21 protein-coding genes are annotated in these 23,488 nt (G+C 59.2%); 16 read left to right on the forward strand and 5 right to left on the reverse strand.

Features of this window, described 5'->3' with window-relative positions:
• Positions 1-122: 122 nt before the first annotated feature.
• The 4 genes from HMPREF2996_RS01175 (at position 123) to HMPREF2996_RS01190 (ending at position 5,465) form a co-directional block, all read left to right on the forward strand.
• On the forward strand, positions 123-1,460 hold the full coding sequence (locus HMPREF2996_RS01175; protein ID WP_070643947.1) for a glutamine synthetase family protein: 1,338 nt from the start codon (positions 123-125) through the stop codon (positions 1,458-1,460).
• Between the two features lie 7 nt (positions 1,461-1,467).
• Complete coding sequence (locus tag HMPREF2996_RS01180; protein ID WP_070729735.1) at positions 1,468-4,527, forward strand: bifunctional [glutamine synthetase] adenylyltransferase/[glutamine synthetase]-adenylyl-L-tyrosine phosphorylase; 3,060 nt, start codon at positions 1,468-1,470, stop codon at positions 4,525-4,527.
• Between the two features lie 154 nt (positions 4,528-4,681).
• Complete coding sequence (locus HMPREF2996_RS01185) at positions 4,682-4,999, forward strand: hypothetical protein (RefSeq protein ID WP_070711489.1); 318 nt, start codon at positions 4,682-4,684, stop codon at positions 4,997-4,999.
• 34 nt (positions 5,000-5,033) lie between these two features.
• Complete coding sequence (locus HMPREF2996_RS01190) at positions 5,034-5,465, forward strand: hypothetical protein (protein ID WP_236659246.1); 432 nt, start codon at positions 5,034-5,036, stop codon at positions 5,463-5,465.
• 311 nt (positions 5,466-5,776) lie between these two features.
• Here HMPREF2996_RS01190 and HMPREF2996_RS01195 read toward each other — a convergent pair whose 3' ends face one another.
• Positions 5,777-7,078, reverse strand: coding sequence for an MFS transporter (locus HMPREF2996_RS01195; RefSeq protein ID WP_070729737.1), 1,302 nt, complete (start codon positions 7,076-7,078; stop codon positions 5,777-5,779).
• Between the two features lie 38 nt (positions 7,079-7,116).
• On the opposite strand from HMPREF2996_RS01195, the gene thrC reads away from it, so the two are divergent.
• The 5 genes from thrC to HMPREF2996_RS01215 all read left to right on the forward strand — a co-directional run bounded on the left by thrC (position 7,117) and on the right by HMPREF2996_RS01215 (position 10,819).
• Complete coding sequence (gene thrC, locus HMPREF2996_RS01200) at positions 7,117-8,562, forward strand: threonine synthase (protein WP_070729739.1); 1,446 nt, start codon at positions 7,117-7,119, stop codon at positions 8,560-8,562.
• Positions 8,563-8,566: 4 nt separating this feature from the next.
• The gene (locus tag HMPREF2996_RS12755) at positions 8,567-8,719 is read left to right on the forward strand and encodes a hypothetical protein (protein ID WP_168166665.1); all 153 of its coding nucleotides are present in this window, start codon (positions 8,567-8,569) and stop codon (positions 8,717-8,719) included.
• Complete coding sequence (locus HMPREF2996_RS01205; protein ID WP_246822965.1) at positions 8,712-9,560, forward strand: S1 family peptidase; 849 nt, start codon at positions 8,712-8,714, stop codon at positions 9,558-9,560. Before HMPREF2996_RS12755 ends, HMPREF2996_RS01205 begins: the two co-directional genes overlap by 8 nt.
• An 18-nt stretch (positions 9,561-9,578) precedes the next feature.
• Complete coding sequence (locus HMPREF2996_RS01210) at positions 9,579-10,109, forward strand: NUDIX hydrolase (RefSeq protein WP_010190620.1); 531 nt, start codon at positions 9,579-9,581, stop codon at positions 10,107-10,109.
• 128 nt (positions 10,110-10,237) lie between these two features.
• The gene (locus HMPREF2996_RS01215) at positions 10,238-10,819 is read left to right on the forward strand and encodes an META domain-containing protein (RefSeq protein ID WP_246822966.1); all 582 of its coding nucleotides are present in this window, start codon (positions 10,238-10,240) and stop codon (positions 10,817-10,819) included.
• 35 nt (positions 10,820-10,854) lie between these two features.
• Here HMPREF2996_RS01215 and HMPREF2996_RS01220 read toward each other — a convergent pair whose 3' ends face one another.
• Complete coding sequence (locus HMPREF2996_RS01220; RefSeq protein ID WP_083313761.1) at positions 10,855-11,823, reverse strand: TDT family transporter; 969 nt, start codon at positions 11,821-11,823, stop codon at positions 10,855-10,857.
• Between the two features lie 718 nt (positions 11,824-12,541).
• Here HMPREF2996_RS01220 and HMPREF2996_RS01230 point away from each other — a divergent pair.
• From HMPREF2996_RS01230 to HMPREF2996_RS01255, 6 genes are all read left to right on the forward strand, one after another.
• Positions 12,542-14,392 carry an HtaA domain-containing protein gene (locus tag HMPREF2996_RS01230; protein WP_070729745.1) on the forward strand — a complete coding sequence of 617 codons (1,851 nt, stop codon included), beginning with the start codon at positions 12,542-12,544 and terminating at the stop codon, positions 14,390-14,392.
• A 10-nt stretch (positions 14,393-14,402) separates the two neighbouring features.
• The gene (locus tag HMPREF2996_RS01235) at positions 14,403-15,449 is read left to right on the forward strand and encodes a heme/hemin ABC transporter substrate-binding protein (protein ID WP_070711523.1); all 1,047 of its coding nucleotides are present in this window, start codon (positions 14,403-14,405) and stop codon (positions 15,447-15,449) included.
• Complete coding sequence (locus HMPREF2996_RS01240; RefSeq protein ID WP_070447423.1) at positions 15,430-16,473, forward strand: FecCD family ABC transporter permease; 1,044 nt, start codon at positions 15,430-15,432, stop codon at positions 16,471-16,473. Before HMPREF2996_RS01235 ends, HMPREF2996_RS01240 begins: the two co-directional genes overlap by 20 nt.
• Positions 16,473-17,267, forward strand: a complete 795-nt coding sequence (locus HMPREF2996_RS01245) for an ABC transporter ATP-binding protein (RefSeq protein ID WP_070447420.1) — start codon at positions 16,473-16,475, stop codon at positions 17,265-17,267. Before HMPREF2996_RS01240 ends, HMPREF2996_RS01245 begins: the two co-directional genes overlap by 1 nt.
• Positions 17,260-18,231 (forward strand): HtaA domain-containing protein, encoded by a 972-nt coding sequence (locus HMPREF2996_RS01250; RefSeq protein WP_070729747.1) that lies wholly within the window; start codon positions 17,260-17,262, stop codon positions 18,229-18,231. The genes HMPREF2996_RS01245 and HMPREF2996_RS01250 overlap by 8 nt, the downstream gene beginning before the upstream one ends.
• A gap of 167 nt (positions 18,232-18,398) precedes the next feature.
• On the forward strand, positions 18,399-19,040 hold the full coding sequence (locus HMPREF2996_RS01255; RefSeq protein ID WP_070729748.1) for a biliverdin-producing heme oxygenase: 642 nt from the start codon (positions 18,399-18,401) through the stop codon (positions 19,038-19,040).
• A 177-nt stretch (positions 19,041-19,217) separates the two neighbouring features.
• Here the strand turns inward: HMPREF2996_RS01255 and glnA are convergent, their stop codons facing one another.
• Entirely contained in the window at positions 19,218-20,651 is a 1,434-nt protein-coding gene (gene glnA / locus HMPREF2996_RS01260; protein ID WP_070447412.1) for a type I glutamate--ammonia ligase, read from the reverse strand.
• Between the two features lie 129 nt (positions 20,652-20,780).
• Here glnA and HMPREF2996_RS01265 point away from each other — a divergent pair, with 129 nt between their 5' ends.
• Complete coding sequence (locus tag HMPREF2996_RS01265; RefSeq protein ID WP_070447409.1) at positions 20,781-21,215, forward strand: RDD family protein; 435 nt, start codon at positions 20,781-20,783, stop codon at positions 21,213-21,215.
• Positions 21,216-21,569: 354 nt separating this feature from the next.
• Here HMPREF2996_RS01265 and HMPREF2996_RS01270 read toward each other — a convergent pair whose 3' ends face one another.
• Both HMPREF2996_RS01270 and lipA read right to left on the reverse strand, forming a co-directional pair.
• Positions 21,570-22,355, reverse strand: coding sequence for a DUF4191 domain-containing protein (locus HMPREF2996_RS01270; RefSeq protein WP_070729750.1), 786 nt, complete (start codon positions 22,353-22,355; stop codon positions 21,570-21,572).
• Between the two features lie 42 nt (positions 22,356-22,397).
• The gene (gene lipA / locus HMPREF2996_RS01275; protein ID WP_070447403.1) at positions 22,398-23,471 is read right to left on the reverse strand and encodes a lipoyl synthase; all 1,074 of its coding nucleotides are present in this window, start codon (positions 23,469-23,471) and stop codon (positions 22,398-22,400) included.
• Between the last annotated feature and the right edge of the window lie 17 nt (positions 23,472-23,488).

The raw sequence follows: 23,488 nt of genomic DNA on the forward strand, positions 1-23,488 counted from the left end.
CAGAGGAGTCGAAAAAATTTGCCCCCGAGATACTCTTGCCAACTGGGTTAATACATGTCGGTGCGGGGGCAAAAGAAGAAACTCTCTCCGTGGCTTCGGCGCGCGGCGGTAGGGTTTAAAGCATGAACAGCCAACACGAATTCGTCCTTCGTACAGTTGAAGAACGCGATATCCGCTTCATTCGCCTCTGGTTCACTGACATCTTGGGGGCGCTGAAATCGGTGGTAATGAGCCCCTCAGAGTTGGAATCCGCCTTCGAGGAAGGTGTTGGCTTCGACGGCTCTTCAGTGGAAGGGTTCTCCCGCATTTCGGAGGCCGACACCATCGCGATGCCGGACCCTTCAACCTTTCAGATCATGCCCTTTGACAAGGAAGAGCCCGAGCTTCTCTCGGCGCGCATGTTCTGTGACATTACTCAGCCCGATGGGCAACCTTCGTTGGTGGACCCGCGCCACATCCTGCGCCGTCAGGTAACCGAGGCGGCCAATGAGGGATTCACGTGCAAGGCGTCTCCTGAGATTGAGTTTTATCTCCTTGAGGACGCGCACGATATCAACAGGCTTGTTGCCACCGATAACGGCGGCTATTTCGACCAAGCCACGCATGATAACGCCCCGAGCTTCCGGCGCCGGTCAATGTACGCGTTGGAATCAATGGGCATCGCCACGGAGTTCAGCCACCATGAGACCTCACCTGGCCAGCAGGAGATCGACCTCCGCCATGCTGACGTATTGTCGATGGCGGACCACATCATGACCTTCCGCTACCTCATCAAAGAGGTTGCCTCCCAGCAAGGAGTGCACGCGACGTTCATGCCCAAGCCTTTCGAGGACCGCTCAGGCTCGGGCATGCATACTCACTTGAGCCTTTTCGAGGGAGATTCCAACGCCTTCCATGACCCCGATGATGAGATTTCGCTGTCCAGCACAGGACGGCAGTTCATCGCCGGCATTCTTGAACACGCAGTGGAGATGACAGCGATCACCAACCAGTGGACCAACTCCTATAAGCGCCTGATGTTTGGCAGCGAGGCTCCAGGGTCAGTGACGTGGGGAATCTCTAATCGTTCTGCGTTGGTGCGAGTTCCCACCTACCGCCTTTCCAAGGAAATGTCGCGCCGAGTTGAAATCCGCTCGCTGGATTCAGCGATGAACCCTTACCTGGGTTACGCGGTGCTCCTTGCCGCTGGTTTGCGCGGAATCAGAGAAGGCTATGAGCTAGGGGATCCGGCCGAGGATGACGTCCACCAGCTGACTCGCCGGGAGCGCCGCGCGATGGGGTACAAGGATCTACCGAGCAGTTTGGATCAGGCTCTCCGAGAATTTGAACGCTCCGAGTTCATGGCGGAGGTCCTCGGTGAACACGTCTTTGAGTACTTCCTGCGCTCAAAGTGGGACGAGTGGCATGAGTACCAGCAGCAAATCACCGCATTCGAATTGCGTAACAACCTGAACTTCTAGGAGAAGCATGCGTCCAGCATCAGTACCGTCCCCAGCTACTCTTGGTCTGACCCGGCCAACTGCTGCGGAGGATCTATCCCGCCTCGGGTGGGATAATCCGGAGTCCCTAGAACTGTTGTGGACACTGGCCGGAGCAGGCGATCCCGATATGGCCCTCAACACGTTGATGAGGATCGTCGAGGGGGCGCCTGAGATTGGCCCGGCGATGCGCGAGGACGAAACATTCCGGGTGCGACTCATCGCCCTGCTGGGCGGCTCTTCGGCATTCGGTGATCATCTCGCTGCACACCCAGAAACCTGGCACGAGCTGCAGCGGGCGCTGCCGACTCCTACCGAAATGCTGCACACGCTGCTCACAGAGGTCGGGGCGGAACCTGCGACATACGTTGAGCAACCAGACCAGCCTGACACCGCGAGCCCCGACCTGACGTCTCCCGGCACCTACCGGGCAGCACCGGGGGACCACAAAGCATCACTCAAAGTGGCCTACCGAACGCTGATGATGCGCATTGCCGCCCATGACCTCGCAGGTACATTTCACTCGCGCAAGGGCCAGTCACGCCCCCAGCCGCGAGTTGGTTTCCGGGAGGTCACTAGGCTGACCACAGCCCTCGCAGATGCCGCCTTGACGGCAGCACTCGCCGGCGCGGTCCGGGTGGTCTATGGGGATGAAGCACTCGATGCGCAGCTGGCCGTCATCGCGATGGGCAAGTGCGGCGCGGGCGAATTGAACTACATCTCCGACGTGGACGTGGTCTTCGTAGGCTCCGAGGCGACACCACGGATCACCCGCCTAGCGTCGGAGTTCAACCGGATTGGCTCGGCCTGCTTCTTCGAGGTTGACGCCAACCTGCGCCCGGAAGGTAAATCCGGTGCCTTGGTTCGAACGCTGGATTCACACGTGGCCTATTACAAGCGGTGGGCAGAAACCTGGGAGTTCCAAGCGCTGCTGAAGGCACGGCCGCAAACCGGCTATCTGCCCTTAGGCACGGACTACCTGGAACAGATCGGGCCGATGGTGTGGACTGCGTCGCAACGGGAGTCCTTCGTGGAAGACGTTCAAGCTATGCGCCGCCGCGTGCTGGATAATGTCCCCGAAAAGATGCGCCTTCGAGAGCTCAAGCTGGGGGAGGGTGGCCTGCGTGACGTGGAGTTCGCCGTCCAGTTGCTGCAGTTGGTGCACGGGCGCTCGGATGAATCGCTGCGCACGCTCGCCACGGTCGATGCACTGGCAGCGCTCGTGCGCGCCGGGTATGTCGGACGTGAAGACGGCACCCAGCTCATCGAGGCCTACGAGTTTCTGCGTTTGCTTGAGCACCGCCTTCAGCTGGAGCGTTTCCGCCGTACCCACACCTTGCCGGAGAAGGACGACAACAAGGCGCTCACGTGGTTGGCCATCAATTCAGGCTTTCACCCACAGGGGCATCAGTCGGCAGCGGACCAGATGAATACCCAGCTGCGGAAGATTCGCCTGCTTATCTCTGAGCTCCACTCGCGCTTGTTCTACCGCCCACTGCTCAATTCCGTGGCCTCGATGTCGGCGGATGAACTCAAGCTCTCCCGCGAAGCCGCGCTCTTGCAGCTGGCGGCACTGGGCTATCGCCACCCAGACCGAGCTTTTGAGCACCTCACCTCCCTCGCCGCGGGGCAATCGCGCAAGGCGCGCATCCAGGCCATTCTGCTGCCGACGTTGATGGAGTGGCTCTCCAATACCGCTGACCCGGATATGGGCCTGCTGAATTACCGCAAGCTTTCTGAGGCAGCTTATGACCGGACGTGGTTTTTGCGCATGCTTCGTGACGAAGGCGTTGTTGGCCAACGCCTCATGAAGATTCTGGGCACCTCGCCCTTTACGGCGGAGCTCATTATTCGCGCCCCGGACGTCGTCAAGCAGCTCTCCGATGGCGCGGCAGGGCCCAAGCTGTTGGAAACCAAGCCCGAGCAAGTGTCTTCCGCCTTGATTAATTCCACCAAGCGCCACGCGGACCCAGACAAGGCAGTATCGGTTGCCAGATCCCTCCGCCGCGCAGAGCTAGCGCGGATTGCCGCTGCTGATTTATTGGGCTTCTTGCCGGTTCAACAAGTGTGTTTTGAACTGTCCACCATCTGGAATGTTGTGCTGGAAGCCGCGCTGCGCGCCGAGGTCAGGGCGTGGAGGCTGAGCCATGAGGATGCCGAACCACCAGCCCGCATCGCCGTGATTGGCATGGGGCGGCTCGGTGGTATGGAGCTGGGCTTTGGTTCAGATGCCGATGTCATCGTGGTGGCGGAGCCAACAGGAGATAATGCCGAAGAAGAAGCTCTGCCATGGGCCATCGGCATCATTGAGAAACTGCGTCGCCGTCTGGCAAAGCCTTCCGGGGATCCGCCCTTGGACGTGGACTTGGGCCTGCGGCCAGAGGGGCGCTCGGGAGCGGTCGTGCGCTCGATCGAATCCTATGAGCGCTATTACTCGCAGTGGGGCGAGCCTTGGGAGATGCAGGCTTTGCTCCGCGCGGCCTTCGTGGCAGGAGATGAGGAGGTCGGTACACGTTTCCTCACCATGGTGGATGCCTTCCGCTATCCGCCGAAGGGCGTGAGTGAGAAGACGATTCGTGATATTCGCCGAATGAAGGCGCGTGTTGATAACGAACGCCTCCCGCGCGGTGCTGACCGCAATACCCACACCAAGCTGGGGCGCGGCGGGCTAACGGATATCGAATGGACCGTTCAGCTGCTCCAGATGATGTACGCCCACGAGGTTCCGGCGCTGCATGATCCCTCCACGCTGCGGGTGCTCGATGCCCTCGAAGACAATGAGGTCATCCCTGTCGAGCAAGTGCAGGAGTTGCGGGAGGCTTGGCTCTTGGCCACCGATGCCCGCAATGCGCTCGTGCTGGTGCGCGGCAAGCGCGTGGACCAGCTTCCGGCACCGGGCCCGCAGCTGGCGCAGGTGGCCGGCGCGGCCGGGTGGGAGCCCGAGCGTAATCAGCAATTCCTGGAGCATTACCTCAAAGTGACCAGGCACGCGCGGAAGATAGTGGATGAGGTGTTCTGGGGTGAAGCAGAATCCTTCGAGCATGACTAGCAGAAGGCAGTTGCTCCGCCCCTGACCCGCACCCTGAGCTCACCCGGATCTTTCCCTGACTTTGGAGCAAGCCCCTGTTCTATCAGGTGATCAGCCGATAGCCTTAGGTGGCAGTGAACAGTCATTATCCCCGCGCCGCACAAAGGAGCACACCATGAGCCTGAACCTGTCCCTCGACCTCAACGATGCCACTCTTGCTGATCTCGACGCCTTCCTCTCCGCTGCCCGCGCTGCTGGGTGCGACCCCGCCGCTGCGTTGAGCGTAGAGGGGACGGTGATGCGGTTGGACGTCGACAAGCCGCGCGTTGTCTCGACTGAGCCGAAGCCTGAGGGCCCGCGCCGCAACAGCCTGGATCGCTCCGTGGCGGAGTCCACCATCCGCTCCATCATCGATGCGCTGTCCGAGCGCCTCGATTCGCCACACCCGCCGCATGGAAATTCTTTTGGCACCTTTGGCCCCCGCGCGGATTAAGCCGCGAATGTGAGAGAAGTCTAAAATTGTGGCCGTGAAGTCCAAGCAGATTATCGCCGTATGGGTCCTCGTGGTGGTGGCAGTCATCACCGCCGTCGGCGCGGGCTGGTGGGCTACGGAGCGGTACCAAGTGCCGGAGGGGGCATTGACGGTGGAGCAGGTGGTCGACGGCGGCGTCCCACAAGATCCGTCGGTAGGCGCCGAGCTTGACCCGGCTGAAAAGGATCGCATTGTCTCGCTGGCGGAAGCACTGGGGATTCCATCGGAGTCAGTGCCACGCGGACTTCTGTCGGTGGCGTCGGATAGGTACCGCTCCCGTCAGATGCTTGAGGCTGATTTGGAGAAGGCCGTCGAGGCAGGCGCCATCACGAAAGATGATGCGAAAGGTGTCCTCGCCGCCTTCGATGCCGGTGTTGTCGCCCCGGTGGAAGGTCCGATCTACGTAGAGTCGACCCCCGCAGAATAAGTCTGCCCGCCACTCTCGTTGAGTGCGCTGCCATGGAGCCCACAGGGACTGGCAGGTGATGCGCAGTCAATGAGGATTTGCCTTGCAGCCGTAGCTCTTAAGCTCACACGCACAGATAACGAAACGATAAAGGTTGGTGCGTTGAGGTGGAGAAACGACGAAAATTACGCGAGCTGCTCAGGACCGCAGTGGGGGTGAGCATCGCCGTTCTCGTCCCCATCGGCGGCGGGATCGGGGTCTTTGAAGTGGCCAATGGGCTGCCCCTTGAGGCGCCGTTGAGCGCCTTGGCCTTTCAGTAATTCAGCCCTTTACTAACCCACTTGCACGGTTCTGGCGTGCGGCCCTTCCTCCCCGCCCCGGCTGCGCAGGATGTGGGTGATGAGAACACCCACGATGCCAATGCACCACACGCCAAAGACAGCCAAGGCAGCAAGCCGGAAGTCATAGAAGGGATAGTCCGGCCCATTGCCCAAGTGATCGAGAACCATGCCGACGAGCTGGGCGCCGATGACCGTGGCAATGAAGCCGCCCATGTTTCCCAGACCCGTCGCCGTCGCGACGACGCGGCGATCCAGGTTTTCACGGACAATGTCGAAGCCATAATTTGCCACCGGTGTGCACAGGGACACCACGCTGATGAGGATGAACAGTGAGAGGTAGCTGCCGCCAAAGAGGAAGAACAGGACCCACACCGCGCAGTGGATAGCCACAAACCCCAAGGCCAGCCAGGGACGGAAACCCCTAGCCCGGGAGGATAACCGGCCGTGCAAGGGACCAACCAGCACCATGCACACGCTAAACCACGTCAGGACCCAGCCGGCGCTAGTCTTAGAAAAATCCATGCCCGCGGTCATCAGGGGCACTCCCCACAGCATGACAAACACGTTGGTGGCCCCCAGACCAATCCAGTGAATGAAGAATGCCTGCCAGGCTACGGGGGAGAGGAAAACGGTAGATAACAGTGCGGCAGTGCTCTCCGGCTTCGCGTTCGGTTTTTCCTTTGGCTTGGGCACGATGCCGAGTGATTCTGGGGAATCCGCAACCGCCACCGCGGCCGCAACGGCGATGAGAATGCCCACCGCACCCAAGGTAACGAAGGCCATGGTCCACCCGCCCCAGCCCAGCAGCATGGCAAAAGGAAGGGCGGACATGAACTGACCCAGCTGCCCCAGCGACGAGGTGACCTGGGTGAACATGGGGGTCCGGTGCAGCGGGAACCAATAGGGCAGGATGCGCATCACGGAGAGGAAGGCGGTGGCATCGCCCGCGCCAATGAGCAGGCGGGCGGCGATGGCTACCCAATAATTACTGGTGAAACCGAGGACCACCTGGCCTATGCCCATGATGATGGAGCCAATGACCAGCAGGCGGCGGGGTCCGAACCTATCAATGAGCATGCCCGTAGGGATCTGTGCCAGTGAATAAATACCCAGTTGTACAGAGGTGAAAACAGCAATGCGGGAGGCATCGACGTCGAAGCGATCGATGGCTTCAAGCCCCGCTACGCCAAAAGATGTGCGGCCGGTAATTGCCACGATGTAGACCAACACCGCAGCTACCCACACGGAGAGAGCCTTAGTGGTAATTACATTGCGAGGATGAGGGACCGACATGGCTGATACTTTACGCGGCACCAACTAAGATGCAGGGGGTGAAGTACATTTCGACCCGCGATACCGACCGCCAGCCCGCCTCCTTTACGGACATCCTCCTCGGAGGTCTGGCCCCCGATGGCGGCCTCTACCTGCCGGACACCTACCCCCACATCGATGACGCCACTCTGACTAACTGGCGCCAGACCTTGGCGGAGGGTGGCTACGCGGCCTTGGCCGCCGAAGTGCTCAAGCTTTTTGTGGATGATATTCCCGCCGAAGACCTCGAAGGAATTGCCCAGCGCGCCTACACTTACCCCAAGTTTGACCACGAGGAGATCGTCCCCGTCAGCGAACTGGGGGAGGGCCTTTACATTGGCCACCTCTCTGAGGGGCCGACGGCCGCCTTCAAGGACATGGCCATGCAGATGTTGGGCGAGCTCTTCGAATACGAGCTGGCCCGTCGCGGCGAAACCCTCAATATTCTGGGCGCTACCTCTGGCGATACCGGTTCCTCGGCGGAGTACGCCATGCGCGGGCGCAAGGGCATCCGTGTCTTCATGCTGACCCCGGCCGGGCGCATGACGCCCTTCCAGCAGGCCCAGATGTTCGGCCTGGATGACCCGAATATCTGCAATATCGCCCTCGATGGCGTGTTTGATGATTGCCAGGACGTGGTCAAGGCTGTTTCGGCCGACGCTAATTTCAAGGCAGAGAACCGCATCGGCGCGGTCAACTCCATTAACTGGGCTCGCCTCATGGCGCAGGTGGTCTACTACATCAATTGCTACCTCAAGATCACCACGGAAAACACCGAGAAGGTCTCCTTCAGCGTCCCGACTGGCAACTTTGGGGATATCTGCGCTGGCCACATCGCCCGCCAGATGGGCCTGCCCATCGACAAACTCATCGTCGCGACCAATGAAAACGACGTGCTCGATGAGTTCTTCCGCACCGGCAGCTACCGCCCGCGTTCCTCGGAGCAGACGTACAAAACCTCCTCGCCGTCGATGGATATTTCCCGCGCCTCCAACTTTGAGCGCTTCGCTTTTGATCTGCTGGGCCGCGATGCCGCACAGATTAAGGAGCTTTTCGGGACAAAGGTGAAGGAAGGCGGGTTTAACGTCGACAAGCAGGCACTTGACGCCGCCCACGCGGAGTACGGTTTCCTGTCCGGTTCCTCCACCCACGCGGACCGCCTCGCCACCATTAAGGATGTCCACGAGCGCTACGGCGTGCTGGTGGATCCGCACACGGCCGACGGCATCAAGGTTGCCCGCGCGGTACAGGAAGAGTATGGGGTCGATACCCCAATCATCTGTCTGGAGACCGCCCTGCCGGTGAAGTTTGCGGAGACCATCAAGGAAGCCATTGGCAGCGAGCCGGAGGTGCCGGAGCGTTTCGCCGGTATCTTGGACGCCGAGCGCCACGTCACCGACCTGCCAAACGATGCCGCGGCGGTGAAGGATTACATCACGCAGTACATCAAGAGCACGGAGGTTTAAGCCAATGGCACAGGAACAGTTCTCGGGCCCGGAGTATTTCACCGAATTTGACCCAGAGAAGTTCATCCGTGACATGAAGCAGGTTGCGGAGATGGAGAAGGAAAATAAGGAGAATAAGGCAAACGCGGGTGAGTCTGCACCAGAAGAGGATGCCTAGGTTTCTCCTGCTTGGGGCATTCAGCACAGCAGCTCTGGCGACGGCTGGGTGCACGGTGCACACGGGCGTTGAGCCCGTTCCCGAGGCCGCCTCGAACACCTCCGAGAACGCCACTATTGAGCCGCCCCCGCCGCAAACACACACTCCGGGTGCGTCTCCGGTGCCGCCGGGGGCAGCATTGGATATCTCTAGCATGCAGCCCGTTCCCGGCGAAGCCTTCGACTTCAACCTCTGCACAGTGGCGTGGAGCTTTGTGCTTGACGACGGCCGCACCATCGCCGTTACCGCCTCCCACTGCGGTGAGCCCGGGGATACGGTGTGGGCGGGTGCCGCGGACGGGGAATTTATATACCCGGCCGAGCCCGTTGGCAGCATCATCTACTCCGACCTCAGCGCACCGGACACGCACCAGCTTGATTTCGCCTTGGTGGAGATAACGCGGCAGGCTGAGTTCTATGTTCCCCAGGACATGCCCACCAGCGTGGTCGCGGCCGAGCAGGAGGAACTTCCCGATGAGGTGTGCAAGCTGGGGCGCATCACCGGTGAGACCTGCGGCCCGCTCACACACGGAGAGGGGAACGGGAAACTCCAGTTTGGTGAGCGCACTGTGGATACTATCTCTGCGCGCGCCCACGTCTGCTCCACACACGGTGATTCCGGCGCACCGGTCTTTGGCGCGCCGGGCAGCCCCTATGAAGGCGTGATTGTGGGAGTTCTGTCCGGTACGACGGAAGCGGCCGCGGGTAGCGAGGGGTGCGTGCACGGCTCGGAGGCAGAGATGTCTTTTACTCCTGCTTCTGACATCGAAGCGCTCCTGCCGGAGATTCTGGCGCAGCTCTAAGACGCTAAGATAAAGCCCATGCCCACTCCTGATTATATTGTGTCCCTGCGTGAGAAAATCGGCCACGAGCAGCTCTTTTTGCCCGGCGTGACCGCGGTTATTGTGCGGGCCGTGCCTACCGGCTCCGCGATCTGGGAGCTGCCATCGGTCCTGCTTGCTCAGCGTGCCGATACTGGTGCGTGGGGTCCTATCTCCGGTATCTGTGAGCCAGGTGAGGAGATTACGGCGACCGCACTGCGTGAAGTTAAAGAAGAGATTGGTCTTGACGGGCGCATCGAAGCGCTTCTTGGGGTGGGGCAGGTGGGCCCCGTGGTCTACCCCAATGGGGACAAATGCATGTTCATGGATACCGCCATTCGCGTTTCCGTGCCGGATGATGCGGAGCCGGTGGTCTCCGACGAAGAGAACCTTGACGCGCAGTGGTTCTCCGTGGCGCAGATGCCGACGTCCGTCAGTGCCCGCCACCGCATGATCATCGGGGATGCAGTGGCGCAGATGAAGCACCCGCAGGGCTTCCGCCCGCGGATGGGCTACGTTAAGCGCACTTAAACCCCAGCGCAGTGCCGTTTTCTGAGGAGCTTGCCTGTGGGTTTAGAGTGTTGGAGTTGCCGTAAAATATCATCAGAAACGCATGATATGGGTTGATGCTGCCGGTGATGCTCGATAGCTTCGGGGCCATGATTTCACGCACACTGAAGAAAGTAACCACTGCAACCGCGTTCGTCGCCCTCGCCGGCGGCGTCCTGGGTGCCGGTACCGCCGGTGCGCAAGAGATGTCCTCCGCCGACTCCGTGAAGACCAGCCAGATCCAGGAGCTGAGCTCGCGTCTGTTCGGTGACTCCTTCTCCTCCTCCAAGGATTCGGAAGCACCGGAAGGCTCTGGCTTGATTGAGAAGTACGAAGACGTTGACGGCCTGCAGGAGAAGCTGCCGGCTGACGAGGCCCAGAAGGTTCTCAACGGTACTTTCACCGCAAAGAAGAACCCGGATATCTCCGTGACCTTCAATGAGGATGGCACGCTGAACTTCAACGATGGCTGCAATTCCGGTGGTGGTAGCTACACGCTGGATCAGACCGATGCCATCGTGGTGGAGAACCTGAATTCTACGATGCGTGCCTGCGGCCCGGATGAGATGGCTGATGCCGATGCGCTCAACGCCATCCTCTCCGCCAAGCCAGTGGTCATCCCCGTAGAGGGCAATACCTTTGCGCTGGGCAGCCAGGGCCAGGTCATTCAGTTTGAGAAGACCGAGAACTAAGGCTTCCTAAGCATCCAGATTTTCGCGTGGCGGGGCTAGTCTGAGACTGGGCTGGCCCCGCTTCGCTGTGCGCGCCGGCCTTCGATGAGCCAGCTAATGAAGCGGCAGGAGCAGGCAGACCAGTGCGCGATGAGGAGTACCGGGATGCTGAGCGCGATGAGGTCTAGGAGCTCAGAGCCATTCACCAGCGCTACCTGGTGCCCGCCCATGCTGACCGTTCCCGGCGGAAAGGTGCACGCCCACCACGCGGGCGAGTAGTCCACCCAGCGGGCCACGTTGGGGTAGAAGGTAACCATGGCATAGAGCGCGAGGGGAATGGCGATCACCATGGCGGTCAGCCCGTAGTAGACAGAGAAACTACCGGGGTAGAGAATCTGCATCGCGGTGGTGGATTGGCCCACCACGCCCAGCGGAACCCAGGCCGTCGCGGAGTTGGCGCCGGTGAGATTGACCTTGCCGTGCCAGGCGGCCCAGTACACGCGGATGAAGATGGGGACCGCCGTAGAAAGCGACATGACGAAAAGAACCGTGCCCATGACGTGGTATGCATGGCCATAGTCCAAGGCGAGGAAGCCAGCCACGGAGGAGGAAATCATGGGGCCGACCAGCGGCAGGCCCCAGGTAAACCGCGGCTGGCCGTCGAAGCGGGTGAGTTGAATCGCCCAGGTGATGACGGTGACGGGGCCGCCTATCCAGAAGCCCACGAGGCGGAAGGTTCCGATATCCGTCAAACCCGACAGTGCTGCGCCGAGCGCCAGGATGCCGATGAAGTACATGGACCATTCCGCCATGGAGGTCCGGGCAAAGCTGGGCTGGCGGTAGACCGCGAAACCTACTGTCAGCACGAGGAGGATAACGCAGGACAGTGCTGCGAAGATAGCAGAACCTGTCAGCATGCCTTCCTCAACGAGCAGCCGGGAGACGATGGAGGTGCCCATGAGGCTGCCGCCCCACGCGGGGCCGGGCGGTGGCAGTTGGCGGAATTTCTCAGTCACAGCTGGCATGGTAGCTGCATCCACCAACTACTGTCCTATTGCTGTGCTGAACTTTGCGGAATCGGTCTCTTGTGGGGGTGGGCAACCTGCCCGTATATGCCTGCTAGCTTTGAGGATCGGGCTCGCGGGGTTACGGAAGCTTGGGTTTGTTATAGGTTTGAGTCAGGTCCTTCAGGCACATCCGCGCGTCGGGCCTGTATAGCCGGCATGTACCACGTTACAGCGGCTGCCAGGATAGCCACTGCGGAAGCGCTCCATGTGAGAAACTCATCTGGGGTAAACCACCATGCGGTTACAGCGAGTACACCGAGCACGAGCCATAAAGCGGGGATAAGGGGGCTAGGGTTTTCCGCCCATGGTTCTTGGGGGAACCGGCTACGCGCTTCGGTACGGATGCGCCGGGGAGTCTTTCGGGAAAGCGTCCAAACGCAGCCCACAACAAACACCAGCCCTACGCCAGCGATGAGTAGGTCTCCCTTCACTCCGCCGAACATGAAAACACCGACGGCGAATGCTAAAGCCACGCGTTCCGACAGAGTAGGGGGGAACTTTTGGGTCGGATCTACGTCGGGGTAGATGCCCCTGAAGATATCGGTGTGGGGGTGGCTGTGCATGCTGTTTCCTCCGGTCTAGTGATATGTTGACAGGCCTGTCAATTTAGGGCAGGATTACCTAAGTAAGGCAAGCCTAGCCGATAATTAGTATTGGGTGAAACAAGGTTCTCAACATGATTCGCAATCTCTGGCGCTCAGCATGCGGTGTGGTGCTCGCAGCTCCCCTTGCTCTCGGTGCCGTTCCATTTTTGAACAGCGCCCCGGTAGCTCACGCAGAGACTTCCTGTACGTGGAACTGGGGGATCAAGCAATCCTTCCGAAGCTACATCAAAGGCAATATCGCCCGCGGCGGCTGGGGAGCCAGCGGTATCGGCTTTAGCGGTGATGAAAAAGGCAACGGTGCTTTTGTGTTCCAAGCAAGCGCGCCCACGTCCTCTGGCGGTACAGTCACCATCCCGTTCCAAGGCACGCTGAACTTCACAGGACATGACGGGGTTCTCGACATGACAATGTCGGACTTCAAGGTCATTGCTTCCGGTGACCAAGCAAAAGTGACGGTTGATTACGTTTCTTATGAACTGAACCGAAGCAACTACACCCGCGGGGCCCAGATTCAAGGCGACGATGAGGTCATCGCCACCATTAATCTGCAGGAGCCTGTCAAAGACAACGGCTCGGCAGTGAACCTGGCAGGAACCACGTCCCTTAGTGCCGGGGGAGTCAAGCTTTTCACGGGCTTCTATGAGCAGGGTGAAAAACTCGATCCTTCCTCAGGCACCATTGCGTTGGATGGATCCTGCTCTGGTTCTGGCGGCTCAGGCGGCAATGGATCTGGCTCGAAACGGAAGCTGAACTCTATTACCGGCACCTTTACGGGCTTCAACAAGGAAGCCATGGCTATTTTGTCCGAAACCAATGACACCATGAACGGTATCACCACGTTTATGGGCAATACTCAGGCTTTCTTGGATGAGTTGGACTCATTCAAGAAGCGGGGCGACACCAACTCGGCGGCTTCCGGAGCGTCGGCTAGCGCATCATCTGGAACCTCCACCACTGGTAGCACCACTACTTCGGGCCTCAGCGGCAACGACCTTCCAGAAACAGTGGCAGCTGGCAGCGGAAACAGTAGTGGAGCATCAACAGCTGGCGCGTCGAACTCCGGCGCTACGGGTGCGACGGGCTCGGCGGACTCTTCGTCTGGAGCATCCGGTGCAGCCAACGAAACCTGCCAAGCCACCGGTGTGACCCAAGCTACGGCGCAGTGGGGAGTGAAGAAGTCATTCCAGTCCTATATCACCGGCTCCATTGCGCAAGGAAAATGGGAACTCTCGGGAGTCGGATACAGCAATAGTAGATTCCAGTTTTCCGGCAACTCAGGCGCAGTTAAGGACGGCGCGGGTTCCGTGCGCTACGGCGGAAGCATCCAGTTCACCGGCCACCACGGCAAGCTCGACCTCAATATTGCGAACCTAGAAATCTCCTTCAACGGTAAAACCGGAAAACTAATCGGCGACGTGCGCTCCTCCAACATGGAAGGCGAGAAGAAGGACTTCGGACGCACCGCCATCGCCGACTTGAATTTCACGTCTCTGGATGTGGGAACAGATGCCGTATCGGGTGAAGCAACAGTATCCCTGACTGACGTTGGCTCCAAGGCATTCGCCGAATTCTATGAGCCTGGAACCCAGCTCGATCCGCTAAGTTTCAACGCCAGCCTGGGCGGAAACGCTGATTGCAACGACGCTAACGGCAGCACTAGCAGCGGAGGCTCGTCCAGCGCGGGAGATAGTGCCGGCTCTGGGGCGAAGAGCAACGGTGGCGTCAACTCCGACGCTGTGGAAAACGCACTAGCCAGTGACTCCTCGCAGGGCTATGAAGATGGCTCAAAGAAATTCCAGATCAAGTCCGCGAGCTCCGCGAACGGCACCACAGATGACCCAGTTACCTACCTCCTCCTGTTCATCGCCGGGCTCATTATCGCCGGAGGCTCCACCAGCCGCCTCATTATGAACAACTCCTAGAAAGATGGCCGTGAAACTACTCCTACGTTTCCTTATCCCGCTTCTGTGCATTGTGGGACTGACCGCCTGTGGCGTACAGGGAAGCTATACAGACCAGCTACCAGAACCGCAGGACCTCTCCGACCCTCGCTCGTTCGAAGGCGTTACTGAGGTCAGTGACTTCGTCGATATCGAGCCCGTAAGCACAAATGCCCAGCCCGCCCTTCCCGTGGAACTTACTGACGCTGATGGTTATGACGTCTCCGTCACGGACGTCTCGCGGATTCTGGCGCTGGATATTTATGGGACCTACACCAAAACGCTGAGTGGATTGGGGCTCGCGGACAATATCGTTGGCCGCACCGTCTCTTCCACTGAACCGAATCTGGCGGACCGTCCTGTTGTGACTGAAGGCGGCCACAATATCAATGTTGAGGCAGTCCTGGAACTTAACCCGACGCTCGTTATCGTGGACCACTCCATTGGGCCCCGTGATGCGATCGATCAGATCCGTGAAGCAGGCGTGACCACTGTGGTTATGGAACCGCAGCGGACCATCGACTCGGTTGACGAAGACATCATCACGCTGGGTGAAACCGTCGGGCTTCCGGACGAGGCCCGCAAGTTATCAGAGCGCTCCATCAAGGAAATAGATGAGGCGAAGGAAGCCATTAAGGCCATCTCCCCCGAGGAGCCAATGCGTATGGCCTTCCTCTACGCCCGTGGAAACGGCGGCGTGTTCTTCATCATGGGGGAGGGGACCGGTGCCCAGGACCTCATCGAAGGAATTGGAGGAGTCGACCTCGCTGCGGAGAACCACCTTTCTTATGCCGAACCTGCTAATGCAGAAGCGCTGGCCCGCATCAACCCGGAGGTCATCATCATGATGACCGATGGATTGAAATCCACAGGGGGAATTGACGGTCTGCTGGAACGCCCTGGTGTGGCTCAGACCATCGCTGGCCAAAAGCAGCGCATCGTCACCATCCCCGACGGTCAATCCTTGGCCTTCGGCCCTATGACCGGTCAGACGTTGGTCAAACTCGCAAAGGCTGTCTATGACCCAGATAATGCATAGCGACGTCTTCACACGGCGCCGTACTCAGCGGATATCAGTTTTCATACTTTTAGCAGTGCTTGCTGTTCTAGCAGGGCTCATCTCGATCGTCCTCGGACAGTACTACATCTCGCTTTCGGATCTGTTCCCGATTCTCGCTTTTGGGCCGAGCCAAGAGTCCCTCACAGCCAGCGTGGTCTGGAGTATTCGCCTACCGCGGTTAGTTCTGGGGCTACTCGTAGGTGCTGCTCTAGGCGTCGCGGGCACATTGATGCAAGCCATCTTTGCCAATCCTTTGGCGGAGCCATCCATCATCGGTGTGACCTCCGGTGCAGGTGTGGGGGCGGCTGTAGCGATCGTCTTCAACCTCACCTTCGCGGGAACTTTCACTGCGCCAGCGTTGGCTTTCTTAAGTGCGTTACTAGTTACCTTCATCATCTACCAGCTTGCACGCCACAATGGCCGCGTCACGGTGGTTAACCTGATCCTCACGGGTATCGCCATTAATGCCGTGTGCAATGCCATCATCTCCTTCATGGTGTACCTAGCACCGACCGCCAACCGGGAAGCCATCATTTTCTGGCAGATGGGTTCCTTCAACGGCTCCCAGTGGAAGCACGTATGGGTAGTTCTTCCCGTCGTCCTCGTTGGTCTTGCGGTAGCCCTGTGTTTAGGAAGGCAGCTTGACATTCTTGCGCTGGGCGAACGCGCCGCTGCACACACTGGAGTAGATGTGCCTATGTTGCGCATAGTGGCAATTGTGACATCCGCAGTGCTTACCGCAGCGGCTGTCTCCTTCGCTGGTCTCATCGGCTTTGTCGGGCTCATCGTTCCCCATTTGTTGCGCAGCATCGTGGGACCGCAAAACCATATCCTTATTCCTGCATCCGCCCTAGGCGGCGCGGTGCTCATCGGCTTTGCGGATGTGGCAGCACGAACCTTGATTCCCTTTGCAGACCTCCCAATCGGTATTTTTACCGCTCTCGTTGGTGGACCGACCTTCTTTGTCTTGTTGCGGCGCATGATGCGAAAGGGGGTGCACTGATGCTGAGCGTAGACAACCTCACTGTCCACGTGGATGGACATACCCTCGTTGACAGCGTGACCTTTAAAGCCCAACCAGGCGAGGTTACCGGTCTGATTGGCCCGAATGGTGCAGGGAAGTCAACGGTCCTCGGTGCGGTCGCGGGTGATATCGACTTCTCCGGTGAAATTCGCATCGGTGGTCTGTCGCCTAAAGCCCCACCCCGTGAGCTTGCACGTCAACGTGCGGTGATGCTTCAGGATGTCGCGGTGTCCTTCGAATTTCTGGTACGCGATGTCGTAGCGATGGGGCGACGCCCGTGGGGCGGAACGCCCCAGGCCAAACTCGACGATCAGTTTATCGAAGCCGCCCTCGAAACAGCGGGCGTTGCTCATCTTGCAGGAAGAGATATCAGCACGCTTTCCGGTGGTGAACGCGCGCGGGTGGCCTTTGCACGTGTCCTTGCGCAGAATGCACCGATAGTTCTGTTGGATGAACCGACAGCGGCCCTCGACATCCGCCACCAAGAACAGCTCCTGGGCTCTGTAAAAGCCCTGTCCCGTGAGGCAGGAGTAACCGCAGTTGTGGTGCTCCATGACCTGAACGCGGCAGCTGCATATTGCGATCACATCGTGTGCGTCTCATGCGGGGGGATCGCAGCTCAAGGGCGCGTGGCGGAGGTTTTTACCGGCGCCACCTTGTCTGAGGTGTACGGCTGGCCAATCTCCGTCAACGAGCTGCAGGTGCAACCGCAGCGCGCCACGCCCACAATCAATCCACTTTTCTCGCATCAACTGGAGGACTTCCATGTTTAAAAAAATCCTGGTGACCGCTATCGCAGCGACGGCGATTACCGTGCCGCAGGCTACCGCGGCAGAAGCAGAATCCTGCACCATCGAATCCGGCAATTTCAATTGGGGTGTCAAACACTCCTGGCGCTCCTACATCAAGGGACGAATTGCTAACGGTGGCTGGGAGACGACCGGAGCGGTGAAGGAAAACGGAGACCCTACGGGCGGTGATTTCACCTTCGGTTTCGAAGTCGATCCGGAAGCGTCCACAGTCTCGGTGGACGAGGCAGGAAATGTGACTGCATCGAAGATCAAGGCTAAAGATTCTTCGATTACGTTCACTGGCCACCACGGAGCACTGTACTCCAAGATGACCAACCCATTCGTGCAGACCGAAGGCGATAAGGCCCAGCTCGGCTCCGGCTACGAGGCCTACTTTGTTGAAGGCAAGCACATGACGCAGTACACCCCGGAGGACCGCGTTGAGGCCAACAAGCGCACAGGTGAAGGGGCATTCGGTCACGGTAAGGCACAGTGGAACAAGGACGGGGATACTCTCACGCTTTCGGCTTCCGACGTTATGTACGAGCGGCAGCCCGGAACGAACGATTCTGGTGACGTCGAGGGCGTTGACTTCCTGTTCATGGGTATGTACAGCCATGACTACAACCCCGAGGTGGATAGCGCGCAGCTGACCCTCAAGCTCGCCCCGGGCTGTGGCCAGAAGAAGGACAATGGCAAGGATCCGTCCGAGGGGGAGAAGCCGAAGCCCCAGGTTCCGTCCGAGGGGGAGAAGCCGAAGCCCCAGACGCCTTCGGAAGATAAGAACCTTAGCTCGGGTGAGAGCTCCTCTTCTAGCTCGAAGACCACCAACTTCTGGAACTACTTCCTAGGCATTGCGGCTATTGGCAGCATGATCGCAATTCTGTGGCAAGCATTTGTTAAGTCCGGTGCTTTTGACAGTGCCCGTGCCTTCTTTCAGCGATAAGCGCTAAAGCACACCGCTGACAGTTCAAGAGCGACGTAACGGGTGTGGGGTGCCGATAAGAATTGGCGCCGCACACCCACGTCGGCCTAATCCCCTTAATTTTCGATTTTGAGTTTTTCTAACCTCAACTGATTTGTAGTTTTTAAATAACACCGTGGAGAAGAACAGTGAGTACCACTCTCAATAAACCTTTGTCCGTTGCGTTGCGTGAGGCGACTGCGCGTGCGCATGAGAATGCGGAGAATTCGGCATTCATGCAGCGCCTGTTGTCAGGGGAGCTCGACAAGTCAGCCGTGGCTGATTTGGCCGGCCAATTGTGGTTTGTATATGGAGCTCTCGAGAACGCCGTTCGCAGCGTGGCGACTACTCCCATTGCCGGTGTGGTAGCGGATCCACGGCTGGAACGTCGTCAAGCTCTGGAGGTAGATCTAAAGGTGCTCGTCGGCGAAACCTGGCGTGAGGAGATTCGCATTCTTCCAGCGACGAGGACTTATAGCGCGCGCTTAGAAGAAATTGTGGGCAAGCCAGTAGAAGTGGTAGCCCATCACTACGTGCGCTATCTCGGTGATATTTCCGGTGGGCAGGTGATTGCAGCGCGTTTGGGAGCCCATTACGGAGTTCCTCCTGAGGCACTGAACTTCTATGACTTCACTTCGATTGGAAAAATCCCGCCTTATCGTACGGGATACCGCGAGCGCGTGGATAGCCTGGAGCTAAACGTTGAACAGCGTGAAGCTATGCTCTCGGAGGCAGAGCGGGCTTTCAACTTTAATTCGGGTATCTTCGCTGAAATAGGGCGCCTTCATTAGTCGGTGGAACATTAGCCTGCGTAGCCGGTAGCCCCTTTAGTTAGTTTCAGAAGCTGCGCCATTGGGCTCCCGCGCGCCGGGCTCAACATGACACAACCCACGGAATCCGTGAAGGAAACCGTGGGTTGTGTCTTTGCACTGAGTGCTAAAAGAATGGGGCAGATACCCACATATCCTTTAGCAGTCGTAGTACATCTCAAATTCCTGCGGAGTCGGGCGCAGGCGGACCGGTGCGATTTCGTTCTCACGCTTGTAGTTGATGTAGGTCTCGATGAGATCCTCGGAGAAGACATCGCCCTCAGTGAGGAACTCGTTGTCCTCCTCAAGCGCTGCGATGGAGGCCTCCAGGGAGGTCGGCGCCTGCGGGATGGACGCAGCTTCTGCCGGCGGCAGCTCGTAGAGGTCCTTATCCACCGGAGCGTGCGGCTCAATGCGGTTCTTGATGCCGTCGAGGCCTGCCATCATCATGGCAGCGAAGCCGAAGTAGGGGTTGCCCGACGGATCCGGCGCGCGGAACTCAATGCGCTTGGCCTTCGGGTTGGAACCGGTAATCGGGATACGGATAGCAGCCGAGCGGTTGCGCTGCGAGTACACCAGGTTGATTGGGGCCTCAAAGCCTGGGACCAGACGGTGGTAGGAGTTCAGAGTGGGGTTAGTGAACGCCAGCACAGCCGGTGCGTGGGTCAAGATGCCGCCGATGTAGTAGCGAGCCATATCAGACAGACCGGCGTAGCCAGCCTCATCGTGGAAGAGCGGCTTGCCGTCCTGCCACAGGGACATGTGGGCGTGCATACCGGAACCATTATCGCCGGCCAGCGGCTTCGGCATGAAGGTTACGGACTTACCGAACTGTTCAGCGGTGTTCTTGATGATGTACTTGAAGGTCTGAATATCATCAGCCGCGTGCAGCAGGGAGTTGAAGCGGTAGTTGATCTCGTTCTGGCCGCTGCCCACCTCGTGGTGGAAGCGCTCGATAACAAAGCCTGCCTTCTGCAGCTGCTCCACCATGGCATCGCGGACCTCGCCGTGCTTGTCGACGGGCGCCGTAGGGAAGTAGCCGCCCTTCACGCGAGTCTTGAAACCGGTGTTCGGGGTGCCATCGAAGTTGGTCTCAGAACCGCGGTTCCACCAGCCCTCATCGGTATCAACCTCGTAGAAGCCATTATGTACGTCGGTGCCGTAGCGAACGGAGTCGAAGATGTAGAACTCAGCCTCGGCGCCGAAGTTACAGGTATCCGCAATACCAGTGGAGGCGAGGTACTCCTCAGCCTTGCGCGCGATGTTGCGCGGGTCGCGGCTGAAAGGCTCCAGGGTGAACGGGTCGTGGACGAAGAACTTGATGTTCAAGGTCTTCGCGGTGCGGAAAGGATCCACGAAGGCGGTTTTCGGATCCGGCAGCAGCGTCATATCGGACTCATCGATGGTGGTGAATCCGCGGATGGAAGAACCATCAAAAGCGAGGCCTTCGGCGGCTGCGTCTTCAGTAAACTCCTCGGCCGGAATAGAGAAGTGGTGCTCAGTGCCGGGGACGTCCGTAAACCGGATGTCAACGAACTTGACGTCCTCTTCCTTGATGAATGTGATGACGTCCTGGATTGTCTCAAAGGACACGGTGGTCTCCTGTTGGTTGACGTGTAGTACTCCCGACTAGTTTACAGGTATTGGCTGCTTCACTGGGGTGCCTGGGGCACCTAGATGTAAATTTTCTGCTTCGCGGAGGCGACGGCTAGATTGGTGAACATGGCAGATAACAACGACGGCTTTGAGCACGGGCAGTGGCCTGGGCAAACAATGGGCTTGCCCAAGGAGGGGCCAGGTGCCCTGGCTTCTGTAATGCGGCGCACTCTTGGCGTGCTCATTGACTGGATCTTGGCGATGATCATTGCCAATCTTCTTGAGCTCTTTACGGATTCGCTCGGCGGCCCAGCCTTCTTGGGTTATGCAGTGTGGGTAGTCATGGGCATCGTGTGCGGATGGCTCTTCGCTCGCACCCCGGGAATGGCCATGCTGGGTATGGGCGTGGCCCGCCTCGACGTGCCGGGTACCTCTGTCGGTTTGTGGCGGGCCGCGGTCCGCACGCTGCTGACTGCTGTGCTCTTCCCCGCAGCGATGGTCGATGCCGACGGCCGCGGCCTCCACGACCGCGCCACCGGCACCGCCGTCATCATGGCCTAAAGCTTGTTCAGCGCCAGCCGGTCGTATCCACCACAAGCTTCGCGCGGGGTATGGGGTCAGATGGCTTTCAGCGAACGGTATCTGGCAAATGGCACCTGGTAAAAGGCGTCTGGCAAAAGGCATCTGTTGTATGGCGTTTTTAGGATTAAAAACGCCATTTAGGCTGTGCAAATGGCGTTTTCAGGGCTAAAGACGCCTTTTGGGAGATGCCAAATAGAAGGTGCTTGCTGAGCAGAAGATTCTGCTGTGGCCAATGCAGGGAACAAGGCCCAGGGAAGTCCTTAAAGCCAATTAAAGGAGGGGTCCCTTCCGAGAATCTCGGAAGGGACCCCTCCTTGTGCGGAACGAGGTGGCTTATTTGCCGCCCTTGCGCTCCTGCATGCGGCGCATGCGGCGGTTCATGCCCGCCATGTTCTGAGCCTGGCGGGGCATCGGGCCCTTCGGCAGACCCGGAGTAGTACCCGGCAGATCATCCATGGCCTCGATGCGGCGAATGTTGTCGTAGGTTTCGTTCTTGTTGTAGTTGCGCGGCAGCTTCATGATGTGAGTGCGCAGCTTGGACACCGGCACCTCATCCTCACCGCTGCCCACGAAGACCTCGTAGACCGGCACGCCGCCAGCTAGGCGGTCAACGCGCTTCTTCAAACGGTTGAGAGTAGGGGCGACGCGCTTGCGGTCACCTTCGACGACGAAGATGACGCCCGAGTTACCAATCACGCGGTGCACCAGATCCTGCTGGCGGGTCGCCGCCACGCCCGGCTTGACCTTCCACACCACGCCCACGGTGTTGCGCAGCTGTTGCTCCAAAGCCCAACCGGCGACACCAGGTTGGTCCTCCACCTTCTTGTACATGTCGCGCTCGAGGCGGCGAGTGAACAGGAACATAGCGAGCATTGCGCCAAGGCCCAAGCCGATGATGAGCATGAACCACTGGCCGTTGAAGAGCAGGCCGATAAGGAAGAAGAGCAAGCCCACACCCAAGAATGCAGCCAGCATGATGGGGATGAGAGCCTTGTCCTGCTTGCGCTGCATGTTGAACGCTTGCCACATCTGTGACCAGTTCTGCTTGCGCTGGGCGCGCTTGGCTGCCCGCTCTTGCTTCTTCGCTTCCTTGAGCGATGCCTTGTCGTCGTTAGCCATGGCTCCTACTTTAGAGGTCAGAGGGTGAAAAAGAGAATCGAACTAGCGAATGGTGGACGCCGCCGAGTTCCGGTTCGCTGCACCGGCTGGGGTCTTGACCATGCGGGTCGTCACTGGGGTCTCCTCGGAGGGGCCGTACTTCTCCAGCAGGGTGGAAGCTTCCTGAGCGGTAGCGCCCTGGGAAGTCTCCGCTAGGTGCTTCAGGTTCTCCGGAAGCTCGAGACCGCGTGCCTCCATGGCTTGCACGTAGAGGCGGCCAGCACGGTAGGAGGAGCGGACCAGCGGGCCAGACATGACGCCGCCGAAGCCGAGCTCCTTGGCCAGCTTGGAGTGCTCCACGAACTCCTCTGGACGCACCCAGCGCTCGATCGGGTGGAAGCGCGGACCAGGGCGCAGGTACTGGGTAATCGTGATGATGTCGCAGCCTGCCGAGCGCAGGTCGCGCAGTGCTTCCTCGATCTCCTCTGCGGTTTCGCCCATACCCAGGATGAGGTTGGACTTGGTGATCAAACCAAAGTCGTGGGCCTGGCGGATGACGTCGAGCGAACGCTCATAGCGGAAGGCCGGGCGGATGCGCTTGAAGATGCGCGGCACGGTTTCCAGGTTGTGGGCGAAAACCTCGGGGCGGGCCTCAAAGACCTCCTGGAGCAGGTCCGGCTTACCTGAGAAGTCCGGGGTGAGGTTCTCCACGCCCGTGTGCGGGTTGAGCTCATGAATCTTGCGCACCACCTCGGCGTAGAGCCAGGCGCCCTCGTCAGGCAGATCATCGCGGGTAACACCCGTAATTGTGGTGTAGTTGAGATCCATTTCTTGGATGCTCTCTGCCACACGACGCGGCTCGTCGCGGTCCAATTCCGCCGGCTTGCCAGTAGCGATATCGCAGAAATCACAGCGGCGAGTGCACTTGTCGCCGCCGATGAGGAAGGTAGCCTCACGCGATTCCCAGCATTCATGAATATTGGGGCAGCCAGCCTCCTGACACACGGTGTGCAGGGAAGCACCAGACACGCGAGATTTCATGTCCTCATACCCAGGGCCGGTGCGAACCTGGTTGCGGATCCAACGCGGCTTCTGTTCGATGGGAGACTCCGCATTCTTCTTCTCAATGCGGAGCATCTTGCGTCCTTCAGGCT

This window comes from Corynebacterium sp. HMSC066C02, assembly GCF_001814945.1.
GTDB classification, from domain to species: Bacteria; Actinomycetota; Actinomycetes; order Mycobacteriales; family Mycobacteriaceae; genus Corynebacterium; species Corynebacterium aurimucosum.